Below are 22085 nucleotides of genomic sequence, written 5' to 3'. Positions count from 1 at the left end.
TAGAAAATAAGCTGATATTTTACCGCACTTTTTATGCTTTAATTGGAAATATTTGCGATCTAGATCGCAAAAAAGTGCGGTGATATTTTCCATCGTTTTTCAATTCCGCTAGATTATGCGGTGACAAATCTGTACAATCGCCGTTCATTTTTTAATTGCGAATTTTTCGTTGTGAGTTTTTGATAAAAACACCAGCACAACGCTATCGCCACAATGTGTAATAACGAGGCTAAAATGTCAGAATTATTGTCTGTGCAATCAGATGCACCCGCTAAAAAAATTAATCTAATGGATTTAACGCGCCAACAAATGCGCGAATTTTTTAAAGAACTCGGCGAAAAACCATTCCGAGCAGATCAGTTAGTAAAGTGGATTTATCATTTTGGCGAAGATAACTTCGACAATATGACAAACATTAATAAAAAATTACGTGAAAAACTTAAGGCGGTTGCAGAAATTAAAGCCCCTGAAGTTGCCGTTGAACAGCGTTCAGCGGATGGCACGATAAAATGGGCAATGCAAGTGGGCGAGCAGCAAGTTGAAACCGTGTATATCCCCGAAGCAGATCGCGCGACGCTTTGTGTATCTTCCCAAGTTGGCTGTGCCTTAGCTTGTACATTCTGTTCAACAGCACAACAAGGATTTAATCGCAATTTAACGGTTTCAGAAATTATCGGCCAAGTTTGGAGAGCCTCTAAAATTATTGGCAACTTTGGGGTGACTGGCATTAGACCAATTACAAATGTGGTAATGATGGGAATGGGCGAACCCTTGTTAAATGTCGCTAACGTTGTTCCCGCAATGGAAATTATGTTAGATGATTTTGCCTACGGTTTATCAAAACGTCGTGTCACTTTATCGACTTCTGGGGTTGTGCCAGCACTAGATAATTTGAGCAAAATGATCGATGTGGCTTTGGCTATCTCATTACATGCGCCAAACGATGAATTACGTGATGAAATTGTGCCAATCAACAAAAAATATAATATCAAAATGTTGATTGACTCGGTAAATCGTTATTTGAGTGTATCAAATGCGAATCACGGCAAAGTCACGATTGAATATGTGATGCTCGATCATGTAAATGATGGTGTAGAACACGCCCATCAACTCGCCGAAGTATTAAAAAATACACCTTGTAAAATTAATTTAATTCCGTGGAATCCGTTCCCAGAAGCACCTTATGCAAAAAGCTCGAATACGCGTATTGATCGCTTCCAAAAAACCTTGATGGAATATGGTTTTACCGTGATTATTCGTAAAACTCGTGGAGATGACATTGATGCGGCTTGCGGACAATTAGCTGGAGATGTTATCGATCGTACTAAACGTACGGCAATGAAACGCCAATTTGGACAAAATATTGGGGTGACAGAAGTTAATTAATATTCTAGGCATGTGAATTAATCAAGTTCACATGCCCTATGTTTTCATACAAATTAAAGCATATTAAATATTTCTTCCTCCCCAGTTAAAAGGAGAAAAAATGCAAACAATAAGTAAACAACTCAGTGCGGTTATTTTCCCTTTCATTTTTTCTGCTTGCGTTTCTCAATCAACAATTCAAGATTTCAATCAACAATCTGCAGCTAAAGCTCGCGTAGAACTTGCTCTCGGCTACCTTCAACAAGGTAATCCTCAACTAGCCAAAATCAACTTAGATAAAGCACTTCAACACGATAAAGATTACTATCTCGTGCATTCAGCGCTTGCGCATTATTATCAACAACAAGGGGAAATCGAGAACGCACATCGTGAATATGAAATAGCTTTAAAACTCAATAATCAACAGGGAGACTTACATAATAATTTTGGCACATTTTTATGTCGTCAAAAGCAATTTGAACAAGCTCAGCAGCAATTTCAACTCGCGCTGAATTCACCTAATTATTATCATCAAGCAGATACATTTGAAAATATGGCTCTTTGTGCTTATTCCTCTCAAAAAATGGATATTTATCAACAAGCATTACAAAAATTGCGACAAACTGATAGTAAACGAGCGGAAAAATTTAATACCTTCAAATAAAGCATTGCCAAATCAAGCATTGGACTTTAAAATTTAGCCTTTATTTATCGCATATTATTTGATTGAATTTATGAATCCAACAACTGAGCAAGAACTTTCACCAGGTGAGATTTTTCGCCAAGCACGTGAAAACTTGAATCTTTCTCTCGAAGACGTCGCCAAAGAAATTGCGCTACGTCCTTCCATATTACAACAACTTGAAAACAACGAATTTATTCAAAAATCTACCCCTGCAATCTTTGTAAAAGGTTATGTGCGTAGCTATGCCAAGTTCTTACGCTTACCTGATTCTGTATGGGAAAATATTACATTTGCAGAAAATGATAAAAACGATCTGAGTAAAAATGCTCGTTCAACTCGTGAAGTCAATCAATATTCATCGCACTCTCGTTGGGTCGGACGTTTATCTATCATTGTACTTATTTTAGTCCTTGGCATGACTGGACTTTGGTGGTGGCAAAGTTATCAGCAAAATAACCAAGAACGTGATGACTTAGTACAAAGCTATGTTTCCTCTACTGAAAATAATCAACCGGCCACCGCTCTTGTGACGACAGAAGAAAGTAATAAAACTGCACCAGAAACAACAGCAGCTGTCTCACAACCAGTAGAAATAACAAATAATGTGTTACCAGAAATAGCACAAGAAAATGCCGCTCCACAAACAAAAAACGATGAAAAATCAGTTTCAGACACTCAAAGTGCGGTAGAAAATCCATCAATTTCTCCAGCGGCACCAACTGTGAAAGGAGACTTGATTGTAGAAATCTTAAATAATACGAGCTGGCTCAGCGTAAAAGATAAAAATCGCCGAGTATTAGCACAGAAAGAGTACAAAAAAGGTGAAGTATTAACTTTTAATGGCGATGAGTTTTCATTAATTGTTGGCGCACCAAGTAATGTGCGTATTACCTATAAAGGTGAAAATTATCCATTAAAAGTGGATGGCCGCATTGCAAAATTCAAACTTTCACAACCTTAATAAGGAAAAAGATGTCAGCTTTTCAACCAAGCATTAAGCGTCGTGAATCGACAAAAATTTATGTGGGAAATGTACCAGTTGGTGGTGATGCGCCAATTGCCGTGCAATCAATGACAAATACTCGCACCACTGATGTGGAAGCGACAGTTGCTCAAATTAAATCATTAGAACGTGTTGGTGCAGATATCGTTCGCGTATCCGTTCCAACAATGGATGCTGCAGAAGCATTTAAACAAATTAAACAGCAAGTGAATGTCCCTCTTGTGGCAGATATTCATTTTGACTATCGTATCGCGCTAAAAGTCGCAGAATATGGAGTAGATTGTTTACGTATCAATCCTGGCAATATTGGTCGTGAAGATCGCATCCGTGCCGTTGTTGACTGTGCTCGTGACAAAAATATTCCGATTCGTATCGGCGTAAACGCCGGCTCTTTAGAAAAAGATCTGCAAGAAAAATACGGCGAGCCAACACCAGAAGCATTATTAGAATCAGCATTACGTCATGTAGAAATTTTAGATCGCCTTAACTTCGATCAATTTAAGGTGAGTGTAAAAGCCTCTGATGTGTTCTTAGCGGTAGAAGCTTATCGTTTACTTGCCAAATCTATCAAGCAACCATTGCACTTAGGGATTACAGAAGCTGGTGGCGCACGTGCAGGTGCGGTCAAATCTGCAATAGGTTTAGGTATGTTACTTGCCGAAGGTATTGGCGACACATTACGTGTATCATTAGCTGCTGATCCCGTAGAGGAAATTAAAGTAGGCTTTGATATTCTTAAATCTTTACGAATTCGCTCTCGTGGCATTAATTTTATTGCGTGCCCAACGTGTTCTCGCCAAGAATTTGATGTAATCGGCACGGTAAACGCGCTAGAACAACGTCTTGAAGATATTATTACACCAATGGATGTATCAATTATCGGTTGCGTAGTGAATGGCCCTGGTGAAGCACTCGTATCTGATCTTGGGGTAACCGGTGGTAACAAAAAAAGCGGTTATTATCTTAATGGAGAACGTCAAAAAGAACGCTTCGATAACGAAGATATTGTTAACCAATTAGAAGCAAAAATTCGTGCAAAAGTCGCACAACAAGATCCCAAAAACAGAATTATTTAAGGAAAGCTCGTGGCTAAAACTATTCAAGCAATTCGTGGAATGAACGATTGCTCCCCTACTGAATCTCCATTATGGCAATGGATTGAAGCGCAAGTACGCCAAGTATTAAACAACTACGGTTATTCCGAAGTGCGTATGCCAGTTGTAGAAAGTACACCATTATTCGCTCGTGCAATCGGTGAAGTAACAGATGTTGTTTCAAAAGAGATGTACACATTTTGGGATAACGATGAACAATTAACCTTACGCCCTGAAGGCACTGCAGGTTGTGTGCGTGCCGCCATTGAACACGGTTGGATCTATAACAATGAACAACGCTTATGGTATATGGGGCCAATGTTCCGTCATGAACGTCCACAAAAAGGTCGTTATCGTCAATTCCATCAAGCAGGTGTTGAAGTTTTCGGTATTGCGAATCCAGAAATCGATGCAGAATTAATCATGCTTACCTACCGTTTATGGAAAGCGTTAGGTATCGATCAACATGTTACACTTCAACTTAACTCAATTGGTTCTTTAGAAGCACGCGCAAATTATCGTTCAGCGTTGGTTGGATTCTTAGAAAACCATCAAGATTTAATGAGCGATGAAGAAAAAGATCGCTTGGTAAAAAATCCACTTCGTATTTTGGACACAAAAAATCCAGAATTACAAAAAGTATTAGATAACGCGCCAAAATTACTTGATTATTTAGATGATGAAAGCCGTGAGCATTTTGAACAATTATGTTCATTATTAGATGCAGTGGGAATTCAATATGAAATTAATCCTAAACTCGTGCGTGGCTTAGATTATTACAACAAAACTGTATTTGAATGGGTAACCTCTGCTCTTGGCGCACAAGGTACTGTATGTGGCGGCGGTCGTTATGACGGTTTAGTGGAACAACTTGGCGGACACGCAACACCGAGCATCGGATTTGCGATGGGATTAGAACGTTTAGTCTTGTTGGTGCAAGAAGTTAATCCAAATGTTCCTGTGAAAAGTGCGGTGGATATTTATGTTGTTTATCAAGGTAAAGGCGCAACATTAGCCGCTTTTGAATTAGCGGAAAAAGTACGCTCAGAATTACCGCACTTAAATACTATGTTACACTGCTCTGGCGGTAATTTCAAAAAACAATTTAAACGTGCAGATAAATCTGGTGCAACATTGGCATTAGTTATCGGCGAAAGCGAAGTACAAAATAAACAAGTCGTTATTAAACACTTGCAAGGTGGCGCAGATCAGCAAACCTTAGATTTAGTGAATGTAATCGACTATATTCAAACTCAATTTTAATTTAAAAGGGGAAAAACATGGCTTATTCCATTGAAGAAGAACAAGAGATTAACCAGTTGAAAGACTGGTGGAAAGAGAATGGCAAAACAATTATTGTCGCTTTTATCTTAGGTGTGGGTGGTATGTTTGGATGGCGTTATTGGCAAGCTCACCAAGCAGAGAAAATCGCTCAAGCTTCGGCACAGTATGATGCGTTAATCTATTCTGCACAACAAGATGAACAAGCTAAAAAAGCAAATATAGAACAATTTGTGCAAGCTAACAACAAAACTGCATACGCTGTATTTGCTTTATTAGATGAAGCGAAAAAAGCGACAGAGAAACAAGACTTTGCAGCAGCAGAAGTAAACTTAAATCAAGCATTAATGCAATCTCAAGATGAAGTATTAACATCTATTGTTGCATTACGTCTCAGTGCTGTACAATTTCAATTGGGTCAATTAGACAATGCATTAACCACCTTAAATCAAGTGAAGGGTGAAAGTTTTAATGCCCGTAAAGCGATTTTAACTGGCGATATCCAAGTCGCTAAAGGAGATAAAGTTGCGGCCAAAAACAGCTTTGAGCAAGCACAACAAAGTGGTAGCCAATTAGAACAACAAATGGCCAAAATGAAATTAAACAATCTTTAAAAAAGAATACCCGCATCAAAGTGCGGGTATTTTTTCAATCAAATTTCTAATTATTCAAATTCATCCAACCATTTCAATAAAATAGCCTCAAGAATCGCTTCATTTGACTTATTAGGATCGTCATCAAAATCTTCAAGTTCACAAATCCATTTATGTAAATCAGTAAAACGAACTGTTTTTGGATCTAAATCTGGATTACGATCGTAAAGTTCTTCTGCAATTAATTGTGCATCAGTCCATTTCATTAGTGGGCCGCCTCATTGGCATGGTTAATGTTATATTTCGGAATTTCTACCACAAGATCTTCGTCTCCCACGACACATTGGCAAGATAAACGACTATCCATTTCTAATCCCCAAGCTTTATCCAGCATATCTTCTTCTTGGTCACTCGTTTCATTTAGAGAGTCAAAACCTTCACGGATAATGACATGGCAGGTTGTGCAAGCACAGGAGCCATCACAAGCATGATGAATTTCTACTCCTGCATTGTGTGCAACTTCTAATAAATTATCACCTGCCGCGGCATCAACAACCATACCTTCGGGACAAAATTCTTCATTAGGTAAAAAAATCACTTTTGGCATAACACTTTCCTCAAAATTATTTAATAATCTGACCGCACTTTTACGGTTTTTCAATATCTGACAAATTTTTGCCAGTCAAAGCTTTATTAATCGATGCATTCATTCGACGTGCTGCAAATTCTTGGGTGGCGGTATCCAAGGCTTTAATTCCTTGCGCGATGGCATCACGATCTGAACCTTGTTTTACATCCATTAATTGTTTTAACACGCTTTCAATATGATGAAACTCTTCTGTGCTCAGCAATTCAGCCCCATCAGCTTGTAACGCAACAATCACGCTTTCAATTACACGATCCGCTTCTACTCGTTGCTCGGCTAATTCACGAGCTTGTAAATCCTCTTGCGCATTATCAAAAGAAGATTTTATCATTGCTGTCACTTCTTCATCGGTTAAACCATAAGAAGGTTTAATTTGGATTGATGCCTGCACTTTTGTCGATTTTTCCATTGCAGTCACACTTAATAAACCATCTGCATCCACTTGATAAGTCACTCGGATATGAGCGGCACCCGCAGCCATTGCCGGAATACCTCGTAGAGTAAAACGCCCTAAAGAACGACAATCATCTACCAGCTCACGTTCACCTTGTACAACATGAACGGTCATTGCTGTTTGGCCATCTTTGAAAGTAGTAAACTCTTGTGCACGAGCCACAGGAATTGTTGTGTTACGTGGAATAATTTTTTCCACTAATCCACCCATCGTCTCAATGCCTAAAGAAAGTGGCACGACATCCAGCAACAACATATCAGAATCAGTTTTATTGCCGACTAAAATATCCGCTTGAATTGCGGCACCAAGTGCTACAACTTTATCTGGATCAATGGAAGTGAGTGGTGTTTTACCAAAAAACTCGCCAACCTGTTCTCGTACATATGGCACTCGAGTTGACCCACCAACCATCACTACCGCTTGCACTTCTTCAGATTCAACGTTGGCATCTTTCAAAGCTCGGCGACAAGTTAGCAATGAACGTTTTATAAGTGAGTGAATCAAGTCATTAAATTGTTCCCGTGAAATTTCTACTGAAAAATTCATCCAAGAAATCACCGCACTTTTCTCAGTACTTAAAGCAATTTTGGCTTGGCTAGCAAGGGTTATCAGTTCGCGCTGTTGATTTGGGGTTTGTGGTTTTAATTGGGTTTGTTCAACTACCCAATCAGCTATTAAATGGTCAAAATCATCACCACCTAGCGCAGTATCTCCACCCGTGGCTAGAACTTCAAAGACACCTTTTGATAAACGTAAAATTGAAATATCAAATGTACCGCCACCTAAATCATAAACAGCAATAATTCCTTCCTGCCCGCTATCCAATCCATAAGCGACTGCGGCTGCAGTAGGTTCATTCAATAAACGTAATACATTTAGCCCAGCTAAACGCGCAGCATCCTTAGTGCTTTGACGTTGAGCATCATCAAAATAAGCAGGAACCGTAATCACAACCCCAGAAAGCTCTCCACCAAGGCGTTGTTCTGCAATATTATTTAAACGCGATAAAATATCTGAAGATACTTCAATTGGACTTTTTGGCCCCTGTGTCGTAACAATTAAAGGTAATCCATTTTCACTCGCTACAAATTCATAAGGCAAACTAGAATAACGAGACTGAACATCAGCAAGACTACGACCAATTAGACGTTTTACTGAAATCACCGTATTTTTTGGATCAAGTGATGCTTGTTCAAAGGCTTCTAAACCAACTTTCTTCTCTTCAACGCCATAATGAACAACTGACGGCACAAGGCTGCGTTCTTGTTCATCATTAAGAATCACGGATTGCCCACTACGCACTGATGCAACCAAAGAATTGGTTGTTCCCAAATCAATCCCAACGGCTAAACGATGTTGATGCGGTGCAGCTGTTTGTCCGGGTTCTGCAATTTGTAATAATGCCATATGCTATTTTTCTACTGGTGTTATGCGACGGAATACGCCAAATCAAATTTATTTTTTTCTGCAAAGCTTGATTGGTAATGTGTTTCAATATTGACTTCGTGTTTTTGACGTTCATCAATCGCTATTTTTCTCTCTTCACTTAAGTCAGGCGAGAATACAAAAATTTGATTACCATCCAATTGTTTCACATCATCTTGCCAATTTTGCCAAAATAGACCTTGATAAAAAGCCTCTAAATCACCATTCAATGCCCAAGCTAAAAATTCTGTATAAGTAAAATTTAAATTATGCCAAGTGAGATCTTTCGGTGAAAAATAATAAATTTTGCCAAGGTTATCGCCTAACGAACCACCATTTAATGCAAAGTAACCGCCTATCACATCATCGGCAACCAATAAATACTTTGGTTTTTCACCAGATTCACTAAAAGACTTACTAAAATTCCAATCCATCAATCCGCGCGGTAATTTAAAACTTCCTGAACCTAAAATACGCAACCAACCATAATGAATTAAAATTCCACCTGTTTCATAAATCACAGCCCCCATTGGTGATGATGTTGGCATTTGCATGGTAAAAAGTTCACGTTCTGCACTTGATTGATCTTTTTTAATGACATAACAATAATTACGTGCACTTTCAATCCATTGGGAAAGTATAGGCCAAGCGGAATTTTCTGGAGATATTAGTTGTTCGAGAGTTTGCATAATATCAAGGGATATTGAGATATAGATCTATTACAGTTCAAAAAGACGTTCTTCTACACGTTCAATTTCTTCAGAAAGTTTACGGGTAAAACGTAATTTATCACACTGTTGAGATGCTTTCGTCCATTGTTGGGATGTCAAACTCTCAGAAAGTGCGGTCAATAATGACTGAGTTTCTTGTTTAATTTCTTTTGCAAAAGCGTTTAATGCATCTTCATCTTTCTGATGATCAAGTTCTTCTAGTTGTTCTCGCCACTGTAACTGTTGCATTAAAAACGCCACATCTTGAGTACTTTTTTGTTCAAGATCTATCTGTTCACCCGTATTAAGAGCAATGATAGCTTCCGCTCGCAAAATTGGGTCTTTTAACGTTTTTAAGGCATCATTCACTTCGGTGGATTTTTGCATCGCAACGCGTTGTTCTAACGCACTACTTGATACAAAATTATCTGGATGCAGCGCCTTTTGTAATTCTAAATAACGTGTATTTAACGCCTTCTCATCTAACTGAAAATCAACAGGTAAATCAAAAATTTGAAAAGGATTTAACATCAGATTATTACCTTAAACGTGAAAACTTTCACCACAGCCACAAGATTCTTTTACATTTGGATTATTGTATTTGAAGCCTTCATTTAAGCCTTCTTTCACATAATCCAACTCAATACCATTGAGATAAACTAAGCTTTTTGGATCGACAATAATATTCACACCATGTTGTTCAAAAACTTGATCTTCTTCATTTAAGACATCAACAAACTCAAGCACATAAGCTAAGCCAGAACAGCCTGATGTTTTAACACCTAAACGTAAACCAATACCTTTGCCACGATTATCCAAAAAAGCTTTCACTCGTTGAGCGGCTTTTTCTGTTAATGTAATACTCATATATCCCCCAAAACCACTAAAAGTGCGGTCAAAACCGACCGCACTTTTTCATATTATTCGCCTTTTTTGGATTTGTAATCAGCAATTGCCGCTTTAATTGCATCTTCCGCTAAAATGGAACAGTGTACTTTCACTGGTGGCAATTCTAACTCTTCTGCAATTTGGCTATTTTTAATAGCGCCTGCTTCTTCTAAAGATTTACCTTTCACCCACTCGGTAATTAATGAGCTAGATGCAATAGCAGAACCACAACCATAAGTCTTAAATTTTGCATCTTCAATAATGCCGTTATCATTTACTTTAATTTGTAACTGCATTACATCACCACAAGCTGGCGCACCTACCATGCCAGTACCAACATTGCTATCTTTTTTATCCATAGAACCCACATTGCGCGGATTTTCATAATGATCGATTACTTTTTCGCTATAAGCCATTTTAACTTTCCTTTTTTAAATCCTTGAGAAACGCCATTTAATAATAGCAGTTAAATCCTAGTGAGCTGACCACTCAATTGTACTAAGGTCGATACCTTCTTTAAACATATCCCATAATGGCGATAATGCACGAAGTTTTTCCACCGCACTTTTCACTAAATTAATGGTGTAATCAATTTCTTCTTCAGTGGTGTAACGACCAAGTGTAAAACGAATTGAGCTGTGTGCCAATTCATCATTTAAACCAAGTGCGCGCAATACATAAGATGGCTCTAGGCTAGCTGATGTACAAGCAGAACCAGAAGATACAGCGATATCACGCAACGCCATCATTAAAGATTCACCTTCAACATAGTTAAAGCTAATATTTAAATTACTATCTAAACGGTGCTCCATTGAGCCATTTACGTAGGTTTCTTCAATATCTTTTAAGCCATTATATAAACGATCACGAAGAGCTTTTAAACGTGGCATTTCAGATGCCATTTCTTCTTTTGCAATTCGATAAGCCTCGCCCATTCCCACGATTTGGTGAACAGGTAATGTACCTGAACGCATTCCGCGCTCATGACCACCACCATGAATAATCGCTTCTAAACGGATACGTGGTTTACGACGAACGTATAACGCACCAATACCTTTAGGTCCATAAAGTTTATGGCTAGACATAGATAATAAATCAACTGGCAACTCTTCTAAGTTAATCGCAACTTTGCCCACACTTTGAGTTGCATCTACGTGGAAAATCGTTTTATTTGCACGACAAAGCTCACCAATAGCTTTAATATCTTGCAACACACCAATTTCATTATTGGCATGCATAATTGAAACTAAAATAGTATCGGGACGAAGTGCGGCTTTAAATTTTTCTAAATCAATTAAACCATCAGACTCAGGTGATAAATAAGTCACTTCAAAACCTTCACGTTCTAATTGACGACAAGTATCTAATACAGCTTTATGCTCGGTTTTGCAAGTGATGATATGCTTACCTTTAGTTTGGTAAAAATGTGCAGCGCCTTTAATTGCAAGGTTATCTGATTCTGTCGCACCAGAAGTAAACACAATTTCACGAGAATCGGCACCAATAAGATCCGCAATTTGATTACGAGCCACATCTACCGCTTCTTCTGCTTGCCAACCAAATTTATGCGAGCGAGAAGCTGGGTTACCGAATGTACCGTCAATGGTTAAAAATTCCATCATTTTCTTCGCAACACGCTCGTCCACAGGACAAGTTGCTGCATAATCTAAATAAATAGGTAATTTCATTTTTCACTCCTAAATCATTCTAAATTTGACCGCACTTTTAATGCATTTTGCACTGTACGGACTACTTTCCTTTATTGATTAACAATTAATAAATTCTCAAAATCGCTATGAGTTTGGCGTTTTGACTCACGTTTACTCACCAATTCAGCCAAAGTAATTTCATTGAGAAAACTTTCAATGCGATTACTCAGATCTTCCCACAATGTATGAGTTAAACATTCTACGCCATTTTGACAATTTCCACGACCAAGACATTTTGTTACATGAATATTTTCATTTACCGCTGAAATAATCATTCCCACTGAAATTTGATCACTTGGTAAACCTAGCTGATACCCACCACCAGGTCCACGAACACTTTTTACTAATCCATCACGACGTAATTTAGCAAAAAGTTGTTCTAAATAAGATAACGAAATATGTTGACGTTCAGAAATATCTGCAAGGCTCACAGGACCTTTTTCTGCATTTAAAGCGATATCTAAAACCGCAGTGACTGCATAACGACCTTTCGATGTAAGTTTCATAAAGTGTTCCTAAAAAGTGATGTTGCAATATTTACATATCCTACTAAATCAGTCAATTAATCTAAATCAAGATCAATTCGTTTTTCGACCGCACTTAGCATGCCATTTAAAATATTTAATTCATTTTTTTCAAGTTGAGCGCGATAATATAAACGCTTTAATTTTTGCATAACACCTTGATTTTGAATGAATCCGAGTGACTGATATACACGCTCAGTATGCTCAAAAAAATAAGCGAGTTGTTCTGCAGTTGGATAGTTTTGTTCTATTAAAGAAAGTGAATTTTCCTTCTTATCTTGAGCTAAAAATGCCATGCGCAATTCATAGCTTACCAACTGTACCGCCATTGCCAAATTTAAAGAAGAATAATCAGGATTAGCTGGGATATTCAAATGGTAATGACATTTCAACAACTCTTTATTCGTTAATCCAATACGTTCACGACCAAACACAATAGCTATCTTGCCTTCATGCGCTACAACTTTCTCCGCGCATTCTCGAGGCTCGATCAAGGTACTTTGTAAATGACGTAAACGAGCACTTGTTCCAATTACCAAAGAGCAATCATCGACGGCTTCATCAAAACTATTGACAACTCTAGCATTTTTTACAATATCTTCAGCGCCAGCTGAAAGAGCATAAGATTGTTCATCAACAGATTTTGGTGAAACAAGACAAAGCTGGGTCAATCCCATTGTTTTCATTGCTCTAGCAGCAGAACCAATATTACCGCTATGCGAAGTCTCAATTAAAACAATACGAATATTTTTCAACATAATGATGCCCGACTAAAATTTAAGGGTATTCTACCACAATAACCGCTAAAAATAGTCAAGAATTTAAGCAAATTAAAAGAAATTTAAAATATTAGAGATGAATAATAAAAATAAGAATGGTGGGTTGTGAGAGGTTCGAACTCTCGACCGACGGATTAAGAGTCCGCTGCTCTACCAACTGAGCTAACAACCCAACTGGACAACTAAATCAGAGAGTGGTGGGTCGTGAAGGATTCGAACCTTCGACCAACGGATTAAAAGTCCGCTGCTCTACCGACTGAGCTAACGACCCACTGTGTTGATGAACTAATGATAGCGCATTTGTTTTAGAATCAAAAGAATAAATTCATTCTTTCAAACTAATTGGTTAAATTACAAACGATGAAAACAAAACAGGATCCAATAAAAATGGATCCTGTTTTTCAAGTATTAGAAATACTAAGAATTAGTACGCTAACACTGCACGACGGTTTTTAGAATATGCAGCTTCATCGTGGCCTAATACTGCAGGTTTTTCTTCACCGTAAGATACTGTGCCTAATTTACCAGCATCAACACCTTTACCAGCTAAATAACCTTTAACTGCATCTGCACGACGTTGACCTAACGCGATGTTGTATTCTGGTGTACCGCGTTCGTCAGTGTTACCTTCTACTAATACTTTAGCAGCTGGAGTTGCATTTAAATATGCTGCGTGAGCATCTAAGATTTGAACGTATTCACCTGTGATGTCGTATTTATCAAAACCGAAATATACGGTGTTATAACGTTGTTGAAGATCGGCAACAGAGTATCCGCCAAAAGTTTGGCCTGCACCATTACCTGCAGCATCGTTGTTAGATGAACTACAAGCAGCTAATGCAGCTACAGAACCTGCAACTAATAATGATTTAACAAATTTGTTCATTAGATTTCTCCTCAATGAGTTTTCTTTATTTAGTTAAGTATGGCGACCAAGCAGGAAATTTCACTTGGCCATTACTTCCTGGAAGGCTCGCTTTAAAGCGACCATCTGCAGAAACTAATTGTAGCACCTTTCCTAAGCCTTGTGTAGAGCTATAAATAATCATAATTCCATTTGGTGAAAGACTTGGACTTTCGCCTAAGAAAGACGTACTAAGTACTTCTGATGCACCAGATGTGAGATCTTGTTTAACAACATTATTGTTTCCATTAATCATCACAAGGGTTTTGCCATCAGCGCTAATTTGTGCACTACCGCGACCACCAACCGGTGTTGCACCACCACCGTTTGCACTCATACGATAAACTTGTGGTGAACCACTTCTATCGGATGTAAATAAAATTGAGCTACCATCCGGAGACCAAGATGGTTCGGTATTATTACCTGCACCACGAGTTAATTGAGTCGGAGCACCGCCATGAGAACTCATCACATAAATATTTAATGAGCCATCCTGTGAAGAGGCGAAAGCTAAACGTGAACCATCCGGAGAGAATGCAGGAGCACCATTATGTCCAGGGAAAGAAGCCACCACTTTGCGAGCACCAGAATTTAAATCTTGTACAACAAGTTGTGATTTTTTATTTTCAAAAGATACATACGCTAAACGTTGACCATCTGGAGACCAAGCTGGTGACATAATTGGCTGAGAACTACGATTTACGATAAATTGATTATAGCCATCGTAGTCTGCAACACGTACTTCATAGGGTTGTGAACCACCATTTTTTTGCACAACATAAGCGATACGAGTTCTAAAGGCACCGCGGATCGCAGTTAATTTTTCAAAAACTTCATCACTAACAGTATGAGCACCATAGCGTAACCATTTAGTTGTCACTGTATAGCTATTTTGCATTAATACCGCCCCTGGCGTACCTGATGCACCAACGGTGTCAATTAATTGATAAGTAATACTATAACCATTACCAGACGGAACAACTTGTCCGACCACAATTGCGTCAATGCCAATATTAGACCAAGCTTCAGGATTTACCTCAGCTACTGAAGTTGGACGTTGGGGCATCTGAGACACCGCAATAGGATTAAATTTACCACTGTTACGTAAATCATCAGCAACAATTTTGCTAATATCTTCCGGTGCAGATCCGGCAAACGGCACAACAGCTATAGGACGTGCACCATCAACCCCTTCATCAATTACAATGCGAACTTCATCATCTGCGAATGCATTGCTTGCAACAGCAAGTACAATCGCTAATACGCTCACTAAACGTTTTAATAATTTCATTTTGTTACCTTTAAAATTTAACAATAAATTTTTCTAAAGAATTATCGAATATCAAAGTCAATAATTGGCGATTTATATTTTTCATAAATTTCATCTGATGGCGCAGCTGGAACTTTTTTCGTTCTAGCAACCGCACTTAATGCTGCTGTACAAATATCATCAGGGCCTGAAATTTTTTGATATCCCAAGATTGTTCCATCTCGACTTAATTGAATTTTAATACGACAAACTTTTCCTGCAAAACTTGGATCTTTTAAGAAACGACGTTGAATCTCTTTCTTAATCACTCCAGCGTATTGATCTCCTACTTTGCCACCATCGCCAGAACCAAGCGCAGCACCGCTACCTTGAGTTCCACCTTTATTCGCATTTCCGCCTTTAGATGCACTACCGCCACCAATATCTCCGCCATTTAAGAAATCATCTAAACTAGCTTGGTCCGCTTTTCGTTTTGCTGCATCCGCTTTAGCTTTCGCCTCTGCATCAGCTTTTGCTTTAGCATCAGCAGCGGCTTTAGCTTTTGCATCAGCTTCTACTTTCGCTTTAGCCTCAGCTTTTGCTTTAGCAGCAGCTTCAGCTTTTGCCTTGGCTTCTGCTTCTTGTTTTGCTTTTTGTGCTGCAAGTTCTGCCGCTTTAGCTTTAGCCTCCTCTTCAGCTTGTTTTGCTGCGGCAGCTAAACGTTTAGCCTCTGCATCTGCTTTTAATTTTGTAGCTTCAGCCGCTTGTTTAGCTTTAGCCTCTTCAGCTTGCTTCTGTTTTTCCAACGCTTCTTGACGAGCTTGCTCTTGTTGTTTTTTTATTTCTTGCTGACGTTTTAACTCTTCTTGTCGTTGAACTTCCTGTTGACGCTTAATCTCTTCTTGATTAGGTTGTGGCGGTTTTTCTTCAACAACGGGTTCTGGACGTTTCCGCTTATCCGCTTGCCCTTTTTTCTGTTGTTGAATTCTACCCCATTCTTGCGCTGCTGAGCCAGTATCGACCATTACTGCCCCCATAGCATCACCATCACCTTCACCACCACCCATAATTTCAACTGTATGGTAGAAAGAGCTGACAATCAACAATCCAAACAAAACAAGGTGCATCACTATAGAAATAACAAATGCATTTGCGCCTTTTTTTTGTCGATTATTTTGCACGGTTACCTACTTAGTTAAATTGGGTTTGTCATTAAACCAACAGATTTAATTCCAGCAAGGTGGAGCAGATTAAGTGCTTTAATCACTTCTTCATAGGGAACATCCTTAGCTCCACCCACTAAAAATAGTGTGTTATTATCTTTATCAAATTCTTGTCGAGATAACTGTGTCACCATTTCTTCCGTTAACCCTTCTTGACGTTCTCCGCCAATAGAAATCGCATATTGTCCAATCCCTGAAACTTCAAGAATCACCGGCACTTTATCTTCATTAGATACATTTTGACTTTGCACTGAGTCCGGCAATTCCACTTGTACGCTTTGGCTAATAATTGGTGCTGTTACCATAAAGATCAACACAAGCACTAACAATACATCCAAAAACGGGACAATATTAATTTCAGATTTAATATCTTTACGCTGACGACGAGCCATAATTCAAATCTCTCTTATTTTTCACCGCACTTAACGAAAGAGTGCGGTGTATTTTTTCTATATTTTAGTGTGGTGCTTTGCCGAAAGCTTGGCGATGTAAAATCGTCGTAAATTCATCAATAAAGTTACCGTAATCTTGTTCAATCGCGTTTACTCGTAAGCTTAAACGGTTATAAGCCATTACTGCAGGAATTGCGGCAAACAAACCGATTGCAGTGGCAATCAAGGCCTCGGCGATACCCGGAGCTACCATCTGTAACGTTGCTTGTTTAGCACCACTTAATGCCATAAAAGCGTGCATGATACCCCAAACGGTTCCGAATAAACCAATATAAGGGCTAACAGATGCCACTGTGGCTAAGAATGGAACTCTACTTTCCAAGCTTTCAATCTCACGGTTCATCGCAAGATTCATCGCGCGCGTTGTGCCTTTAATAATCGCTTCAGGAGCGTCTGGATTCACTTGTTTCAAGCGAGAAAACTCTTTGAAACCGACAAAGAAAATTTGCTCACTACCCGTTAAAATATCACGACGATTTGATAATCCTTCATATAGCTTATTCAAATCTTCACCAGACCAGAAACGGTCTTCAAAAGTATTCGCTTCTTTTAAAGCAGCCGTTAAAACTCGGCTACGTTGAATAATAATCGCCCAAGAAATAATTGAGAATGAAATCAAAATCACAATTACAAGTTGAACAACAATACTTGCTTTTAGAAAAAGATCTAAAAAATTCAATTCTGCAGTCATTGCATACTCCGAAAAGTTTATTTTAGGTTGTAAAACGCAGCTTTTACTTCTTTAGGAAGAGCCACGGGTTTCATATTGCCAAGATGAACACTGGCTACCTTGACTGTAGCCTTTGATAACATCACCGTATCACGCATAAGTCGTTGCTCAAAAAGGATTGTTGCGCCTTTTATCTCTATGACATCTGTTTCTACCGTGAGTAAATCATCCAATTTTGCCGCAACGCAATAATCAATAGCGAGCGATTTGACAACAAACGCAAGTTGTTGTTCTTGTAATAAAGTTTGCTGCGTAAAATTTAACGCTCGCAAATATTCTGTTCTAGCCCGCTCAAAAAAATGCAAATAACGAGCATGATACACAACGCCACCAGCATCAGTATCTTCATAATATACTCGAACGGGAAGATAGAAGGTTTTTTCTGACATTATTAAGCTTTGCCCACCGCAATAGGTCGGATATTTTAGAACCTGTTTTTTAGATAAGCAATATGCCGAAGAAAAAAATCATCCTCGTAAATAAAAATGCTCTACAGCACTAATAAATATAATGATATAAGCGATATAAGGTAAGAAAATTAGTTTCCAAATTACACTTTTAATTTCAAATCCGATTCCATGAATCCAAACCGTAATCAATCCCCAAAAGATCATCAAAATCCACCAAGGAGAATCATTTCGTAACAATGTTGAAAAATTATCAATATTAAAGAAAAATACGGCTGTTAGTCCTAGCGCTAAAATAAATGAAAGGGTTCGAAACGAACCCTTATTAATTAATTGATAGAGTGAATGAATCATATTACTCGTCAAATTTTCCTGCTTTTTCTTTGCCAATGGTTAATTTTGCACTGGCAAATATAGCTAATAACACACCCACTACCCAAATTACATATAACATATTAATCTCCTTAGTATAATGAGTGTTTATTTTCATCAATGAAATTTGCATCTAAGCGACCAAACATCTTAGAATAAGACCAAATGGTATAAACCAAAGAAATAGCCACAAAGATAAGTGCAAAAATCAACATTAATGTTAATGTTAATTCACTTGAAGTTGCATCCCACATTAACAAACTCTGTTCAGGGTGTGAGCTTGAAGGCATCACAAATGGGAACATAGATACTGCAGCAGTAATAATTACACCGGCCATTGTTAATGCAGAGAAAAAGAATGCGAAACCACAACGATTAGCTTTAGAAAATGCCGCATTTAATAATGCAGCGACTACTGCTAATGCAGGGAAAATCCAAAGAATTGGCATTTCATTGAAATTTCTAAACCACGCACTAGTTTCAACAGCAACTTCTTTATTCATTGGAGAAGATGGAGCGTAATGATCCACTACACTCGTTACTACATAACCCTCTTTAAAGTATAACCATGCTCCAGCTAATACAAATGCAATTAAAGTGACAATAGCACCGATTTGGCTCACTGAACGAGCGCGATCACGCAATTCTTCGGTTGTTTTCATTTGTAACCAGTTCGCACCGTGAGTCACAAGCATTGATAAGCTAATAACACCACATAATAATGCAAATGGATTTAATAGTTCAAAGAATGAACCGGTATAAGTTACTTGAGTCAATTCGTTAAAATGGAATGGAACACCTTGTAATAAATTACCAAAAGCCACACCAAATACTAATGCTGGTACAAAACCACCTGCGAATAGTCCCCAATCCCAAACTGAACGCCAAGTCGGGTTATCAATTTTTGCACGATATTCAAAACCCAATGGGCGTAAGAATAACGCAGCTAAAACCAATACTAAAGCGATGTAGAAACCTGAGAATGAAACTGCATATACAATTGGCCATGCCGCAAATACTGCGCCGCCTGCAGTTAACAACCAAACTTGGTTACCATCCCAATGTGGGGCAATAGAGTTGATCATAATACGGCGTTCCACTTCTTTTTTACCTGTTACAGGTAAAAGTGCGGTCACCCCCATATCAAATCCATCAGTTACAGAGAAACCAATCAATAATACAACGACTAACACCCACCAAATAAAACGTAGAAATTCATAATCAATCATAATTCATCTCCTGCTTATTTAGATGATTGTTCAAAGTAGTATTTGCCGGTTTTTAACGCACTTGGACCCAAACGCGCATATTTAAACATCAAATACATCTCAACAATAATGAACGCAAGATAAAGCGCACAAATTAAACCAATAGAGAACCATAAATCGCCAGTACTTAACTGAGACGCTGATACCCCAACAGGTAAAACTTCATAGATTGCCCAAGGTTGACGACCAGACTCAGCTAAGAACCAACCAAATTCAATTGCTAAGATTGGCAATGGGATAGCCCAAAGCAATGCTTTAAGCAATAAGCGAGAAGAAGTGACTTTGTTACGTAAATTTTGAACAAATGCGCCGAAGGTCAGCAAAATAATTAAACCACCTGCAGCTAACATACCACGGAAAGCCCAGAAGTTAGGACCTACATTTGGAATAGTATCACGCGCAGCTTGTTTAATTTGTTCTTCGGTCGCATCAACAACATTATTTGTATAGCGTTTTAACAATAAACCGAAACCAAGATCTTTTTTAATTTCATTAAATTGTGCTTTTGTTTCTTCATTTACTTGGCCATTTGCTTTTTTCTCAGCCTTTAATTGAGTAAACAATTCATAAGCATGAATACCGTTACGCACACGATTTTCATTTAATAATTGAAGATCTTTCAAGCCAGTAATTTCTTTATCTACAGAGCGAGTAGCAATCAAACCGCCAAGATAAGGAATCTCAATCGCAAAATCATTTTTCATTTCTGCAGTATTTGGAATCGCAACTGGATGGAATGGTGCTGGTGCAGGATGAGTTTCAAACTCAGCTTCCATGGCAGCCAATTTCACAGGTTGAGCTTTACCGATGTCATAACCTGATTCATCACCCATAATTAATACCGCTGATGCAGCGATAAAACCAAAAGTTGCAGCAACAGAAAATGAACGTTTAGCAAAACCAATATCACGGCCTTTTAATAAATAGAATGCACTAATACCCAATACAAACATTGCACCAGTTGAATAACCTGCTGTTAATGTATGTAAAAATTTACTTTGAGCAACTGGATTTAACCAAAGATCTAAGAAACTCGTCATTTCCATACGTACCGTCTCAAAATTAAATTCTGAGCCAGCTGGAGACTGCATCCAACCATTAGCAACTAAAATCCACATTGCAGATAAGTTCGAACCGAAAGCTACACAATATGTAGCAAGCAAGTGTTTACCTTTAGTTAAACGATCCCAGCCAAAGAAGAATAACCCCACAAAAGTTGATTCTAAGAAAAAGGCTAGTAACGCTTCAATCGCTAATGGCGCACCAAAAATATCACCTACATAATGAGAATAATAAGACCAGTTAGTACCGAATTGGAATTCCATAATGATACCTGTGGTCACCCCAAGGGCGAAGTTAATACCAAATAACTTACCCCAGAATCTTGTCATATCTTTATAAACTTCTTTGCCTGTCGCCACATAAATGGTTTCCATAATCACAAGGACGAATGACAAACCTAATGTCAGCGGCACGAAAATGAAGTGATACAACGCAGTTAAAGCAAACTGCAAGCGAGAAAGGTCAACAACGTCCAACATTCTCAACTCCTCTGTATAAACAACATTAGTTCCAATGATGATTAAAAAGGCAAAGCCTTAAATAACCCCTAATCACTCAACTCCAATCAGCTAAGCTTAAATTGGTTTATCTACATAATCATTCTCAAATAGTTAAAAAACACCAATTATTATAGAGATAAGCCAAATTGGCGGGTATTCTACTACTAAATACAAGGATAAAAAACAGTAAAAACGATATCTAGATCACATTTTTGACATAAGACATAAAATACCTATTATTTATTAAAGATAATTTAATTGATATAAATCAATTTTGCTATTTTTTGTACAAAAATATATGTTACACGTGATCCTTATCACAATTTACAACAATAAATGACTTCAAAAGCTAGACATACTAAGTATATTTTGCTATTTTCCCGCCTAGTTTAATTTTTAGATTTTATAATAAAGAGAAACAAGGACTTAAAATGAAAAAAACATTCCTTATTTTAACCGCACTTTTCTCTACTGTATCAACCTCTACTTTTGCATCAAATATTCTGCCACAACAATGTGAACAACTATTTAAAGAAACAGAGAATTTGATTGCGCAAGCAGAAAAACAACCTGGCACACATACACAGGTAGGAAAAATTAAAAATAAGTTAAACCAAAGTAAACAACAAATTCTTCAAATGGAATTAGCGACTCAGTTAAAAAGTTGTGAAGTGGGTTTAGCAAAATTAAGTAACTTAAAAAGTTATAGTGAGTAATTAAAAAAGCCTTATTGAGTACAATAAGGCTTTTTTAGTGGTTAAA

The 22085-nt window shown here is 38.0% G+C and carries 26 protein-coding genes and 2 tRNA genes; 7 read left to right on the top strand and 21 right to left on the bottom strand.

The window, feature by feature from the left end; genetic code table 11:
• Positions 1–234 precede the first annotated feature (234 nt).
• The 6 genes from rlmN to GG9_RS07655 all read left to right on the top strand — a co-directional run bounded on the left by rlmN (position 235) and on the right by GG9_RS07655 (position 6042).
• Positions 235–1386, top strand: coding sequence for a dual-specificity RNA methyltransferase RlmN (gene rlmN / locus GG9_RS07630; RefSeq protein WP_005630119.1), 1152 nt, complete (start codon positions 235–237; stop codon positions 1384–1386).
• A gap of 100 nt (positions 1387–1486) precedes the next feature.
• Positions 1487–2029, top strand: coding sequence for a type IV pilus biogenesis/stability protein PilW (gene pilW, locus GG9_RS07635; protein ID WP_005630116.1), 543 nt, complete (start codon positions 1487–1489; stop codon positions 2027–2029).
• Between the two features lie 70 nt (positions 2030–2099).
• Positions 2100–3011 carry a RodZ domain-containing protein gene (locus GG9_RS07640; protein ID WP_005630112.1) on the top strand — a complete coding sequence of 304 codons (912 nt, stop codon included), beginning with the start codon at positions 2100–2102 and terminating at the stop codon, positions 3009–3011.
• A gap of 11 nt (positions 3012–3022) precedes the next feature.
• Entirely contained in the window at positions 3023–4129 is a 1107-nt protein-coding gene (gene ispG / locus GG9_RS07645) for a flavodoxin-dependent (E)-4-hydroxy-3-methylbut-2-enyl-diphosphate synthase (RefSeq protein WP_005630108.1), read from the top strand.
• 9 nt (positions 4130–4138) lie between these two features.
• Positions 4139–5410 (top strand): histidine--tRNA ligase, encoded by a 1272-nt coding sequence (gene hisS / locus GG9_RS07650; protein ID WP_005630106.1) that lies wholly within the window; start codon positions 4139–4141, stop codon positions 5408–5410.
• 17 nt (positions 5411–5427) lie between these two features.
• Positions 5428–6042, top strand: coding sequence for a YfgM family protein (locus tag GG9_RS07655; RefSeq protein ID WP_005630104.1), 615 nt, complete (start codon positions 5428–5430; stop codon positions 6040–6042).
• A 50-nt stretch (positions 6043–6092) separates the two neighbouring features.
• Here GG9_RS07655 and iscX read toward each other — a convergent pair whose 3' ends face one another.
• The 21 genes from iscX to GG9_RS07750 all read right to left on the bottom strand — a co-directional run bounded on the left by iscX (position 6093) and on the right by GG9_RS07750 (position 21302).
• Positions 6093–6287 carry a Fe-S cluster assembly protein IscX gene (gene iscX / locus GG9_RS07660; RefSeq protein WP_005630102.1) on the bottom strand — a complete coding sequence of 65 codons (195 nt, stop codon included), beginning with the start codon at positions 6285–6287 and terminating at the stop codon, positions 6093–6095.
• Positions 6287–6628, bottom strand: coding sequence for an ISC system 2Fe-2S type ferredoxin (gene fdx, locus GG9_RS07665; protein ID WP_005629440.1), 342 nt, complete (start codon positions 6626–6628; stop codon positions 6287–6289). The genes iscX and fdx overlap by 1 nt, the downstream gene beginning before the upstream one ends.
• Positions 6629–6668: 40 nt before the next feature.
• Positions 6669–8528 (bottom strand): Fe-S protein assembly chaperone HscA, encoded by a 1860-nt coding sequence (gene hscA / locus GG9_RS07670; protein ID WP_005630099.1) that lies wholly within the window; start codon positions 8526–8528, stop codon positions 6669–6671.
• Between the two features lie 20 nt (positions 8529–8548).
• Entirely contained in the window at positions 8549–9235 is a 687-nt protein-coding gene (locus tag GG9_RS07675) for a DUF2625 domain-containing protein (RefSeq protein WP_005630097.1), read from the bottom strand.
• A gap of 30 nt (positions 9236–9265) precedes the next feature.
• Positions 9266–9787, bottom strand: coding sequence for a Fe-S protein assembly co-chaperone HscB (gene hscB / locus GG9_RS07680; RefSeq protein ID WP_005630095.1), 522 nt, complete (start codon positions 9785–9787; stop codon positions 9266–9268).
• A 12-nt stretch (positions 9788–9799) separates the two neighbouring features.
• Positions 9800–10123: an iron-sulfur cluster assembly protein IscA gene (gene iscA, locus GG9_RS07685; protein ID WP_005626961.1), complete on the bottom strand. Its 324-nt coding sequence runs from the start codon at positions 10121–10123 to the stop codon at positions 9800–9802.
• A 53-nt stretch (positions 10124–10176) separates the two neighbouring features.
• The gene (iscU, locus tag GG9_RS07690; protein ID WP_005626962.1) at positions 10177–10560 is read right to left on the bottom strand and encodes a Fe-S cluster assembly scaffold IscU; all 384 of its coding nucleotides are present in this window, start codon (positions 10558–10560) and stop codon (positions 10177–10179) included.
• A gap of 57 nt (positions 10561–10617) precedes the next feature.
• Positions 10618–11832, bottom strand: a complete 1215-nt coding sequence (locus GG9_RS07695) for an IscS subfamily cysteine desulfurase (protein WP_005630094.1) — start codon at positions 11830–11832, stop codon at positions 10618–10620.
• Between the two features lie 71 nt (positions 11833–11903).
• Positions 11904–12359: a Fe-S cluster assembly transcriptional regulator IscR gene (gene iscR, locus GG9_RS07700; RefSeq protein WP_005630093.1), complete on the bottom strand. Its 456-nt coding sequence runs from the start codon at positions 12357–12359 to the stop codon at positions 11904–11906.
• 56 nt (positions 12360–12415) lie between these two features.
• Positions 12416–13135 carry a tRNA (cytosine(32)/uridine(32)-2'-O)-methyltransferase TrmJ gene (gene trmJ / locus GG9_RS07705; RefSeq protein ID WP_005630092.1) on the bottom strand — a complete coding sequence of 240 codons (720 nt, stop codon included), beginning with the start codon at positions 13133–13135 and terminating at the stop codon, positions 12416–12418.
• A 117-nt stretch (positions 13136–13252) separates the two neighbouring features.
• Positions 13253–13328: transfer RNA gene (locus GG9_RS0108445), tRNA-Lys, on the bottom strand.
• 23 nt (positions 13329–13351) lie between these two features.
• A tRNA-Lys gene (locus GG9_RS0108440) sits at positions 13352–13427 on the bottom strand.
• Positions 13428–13580: 153 nt separating this feature from the next.
• Positions 13581–14042, bottom strand: coding sequence for a peptidoglycan-associated lipoprotein Pal (pal, locus tag GG9_RS07710; RefSeq protein ID WP_005630091.1), 462 nt, complete (start codon positions 14040–14042; stop codon positions 13581–13583).
• Positions 14043–14067: 25 nt separating this feature from the next.
• A complete protein-coding gene (gene tolB / locus GG9_RS07715; protein ID WP_032825023.1) occupies positions 14068–15351 on the bottom strand; it encodes a Tol-Pal system beta propeller repeat protein TolB in 1284 nt (427 codons plus the stop codon).
• 41 nt (positions 15352–15392) lie between these two features.
• Positions 15393–16490 (bottom strand): cell envelope integrity protein TolA, encoded by a 1098-nt coding sequence (tolA, locus tag GG9_RS07720; protein ID WP_005630089.1) that lies wholly within the window; start codon positions 16488–16490, stop codon positions 15393–15395.
• A gap of 14 nt (positions 16491–16504) precedes the next feature.
• Positions 16505–16924: a colicin uptake protein TolR gene (gene tolR, locus GG9_RS07725; RefSeq protein WP_005630087.1), complete on the bottom strand. Its 420-nt coding sequence runs from the start codon at positions 16922–16924 to the stop codon at positions 16505–16507.
• 64 nt (positions 16925–16988) lie between these two features.
• The gene (gene tolQ / locus GG9_RS07730) at positions 16989–17675 is read right to left on the bottom strand and encodes a protein TolQ (protein ID WP_005630085.1); all 687 of its coding nucleotides are present in this window, start codon (positions 17673–17675) and stop codon (positions 16989–16991) included.
• A 17-nt stretch (positions 17676–17692) separates the two neighbouring features.
• Entirely contained in the window at positions 17693–18103 is a 411-nt protein-coding gene (gene ybgC / locus GG9_RS07735; protein ID WP_005626975.1) for a tol-pal system-associated acyl-CoA thioesterase, read from the bottom strand.
• A 78-nt stretch (positions 18104–18181) separates the two neighbouring features.
• Entirely contained in the window at positions 18182–18475 is a 294-nt protein-coding gene (gene ybgE, locus GG9_RS07740) for a cyd operon protein YbgE (protein ID WP_005630082.1), read from the bottom strand.
• Between the two features lie 110 nt (positions 18476–18585).
• Entirely contained in the window at positions 18586–19722 is a 1137-nt protein-coding gene (gene cydB / locus GG9_RS07745) for a cytochrome d ubiquinol oxidase subunit II (RefSeq protein ID WP_005630080.1), read from the bottom strand.
• Between the two features lie 14 nt (positions 19723–19736).
• Positions 19737–21302 (bottom strand): cytochrome ubiquinol oxidase subunit I, encoded by a 1566-nt coding sequence (locus GG9_RS07750; RefSeq protein WP_005630078.1) that lies wholly within the window; start codon positions 21300–21302, stop codon positions 19737–19739.
• A gap of 452 nt (positions 21303–21754) precedes the next feature.
• Between GG9_RS07750 and GG9_RS07755 the strand changes: the two genes are divergently transcribed.
• Positions 21755–22039: a DUF5339 domain-containing protein gene (locus GG9_RS07755; protein ID WP_005630076.1), complete on the top strand. Its 285-nt coding sequence runs from the start codon at positions 21755–21757 to the stop codon at positions 22037–22039.
• The last annotated feature ends 46 nt before the right edge of the window (positions 22040–22085 follow it).

Source organism: Haemophilus haemolyticus M19501, from assembly GCF_000222025.1.
Taxonomy (GTDB): domain Bacteria; phylum Pseudomonadota; class Gammaproteobacteria; order Enterobacterales; family Pasteurellaceae; genus Haemophilus; species Haemophilus haemolyticus_G.
Note: the sequence above shows the minus strand (reverse complement) of the source record. Positions and strands in the feature narration are given on the sequence as shown.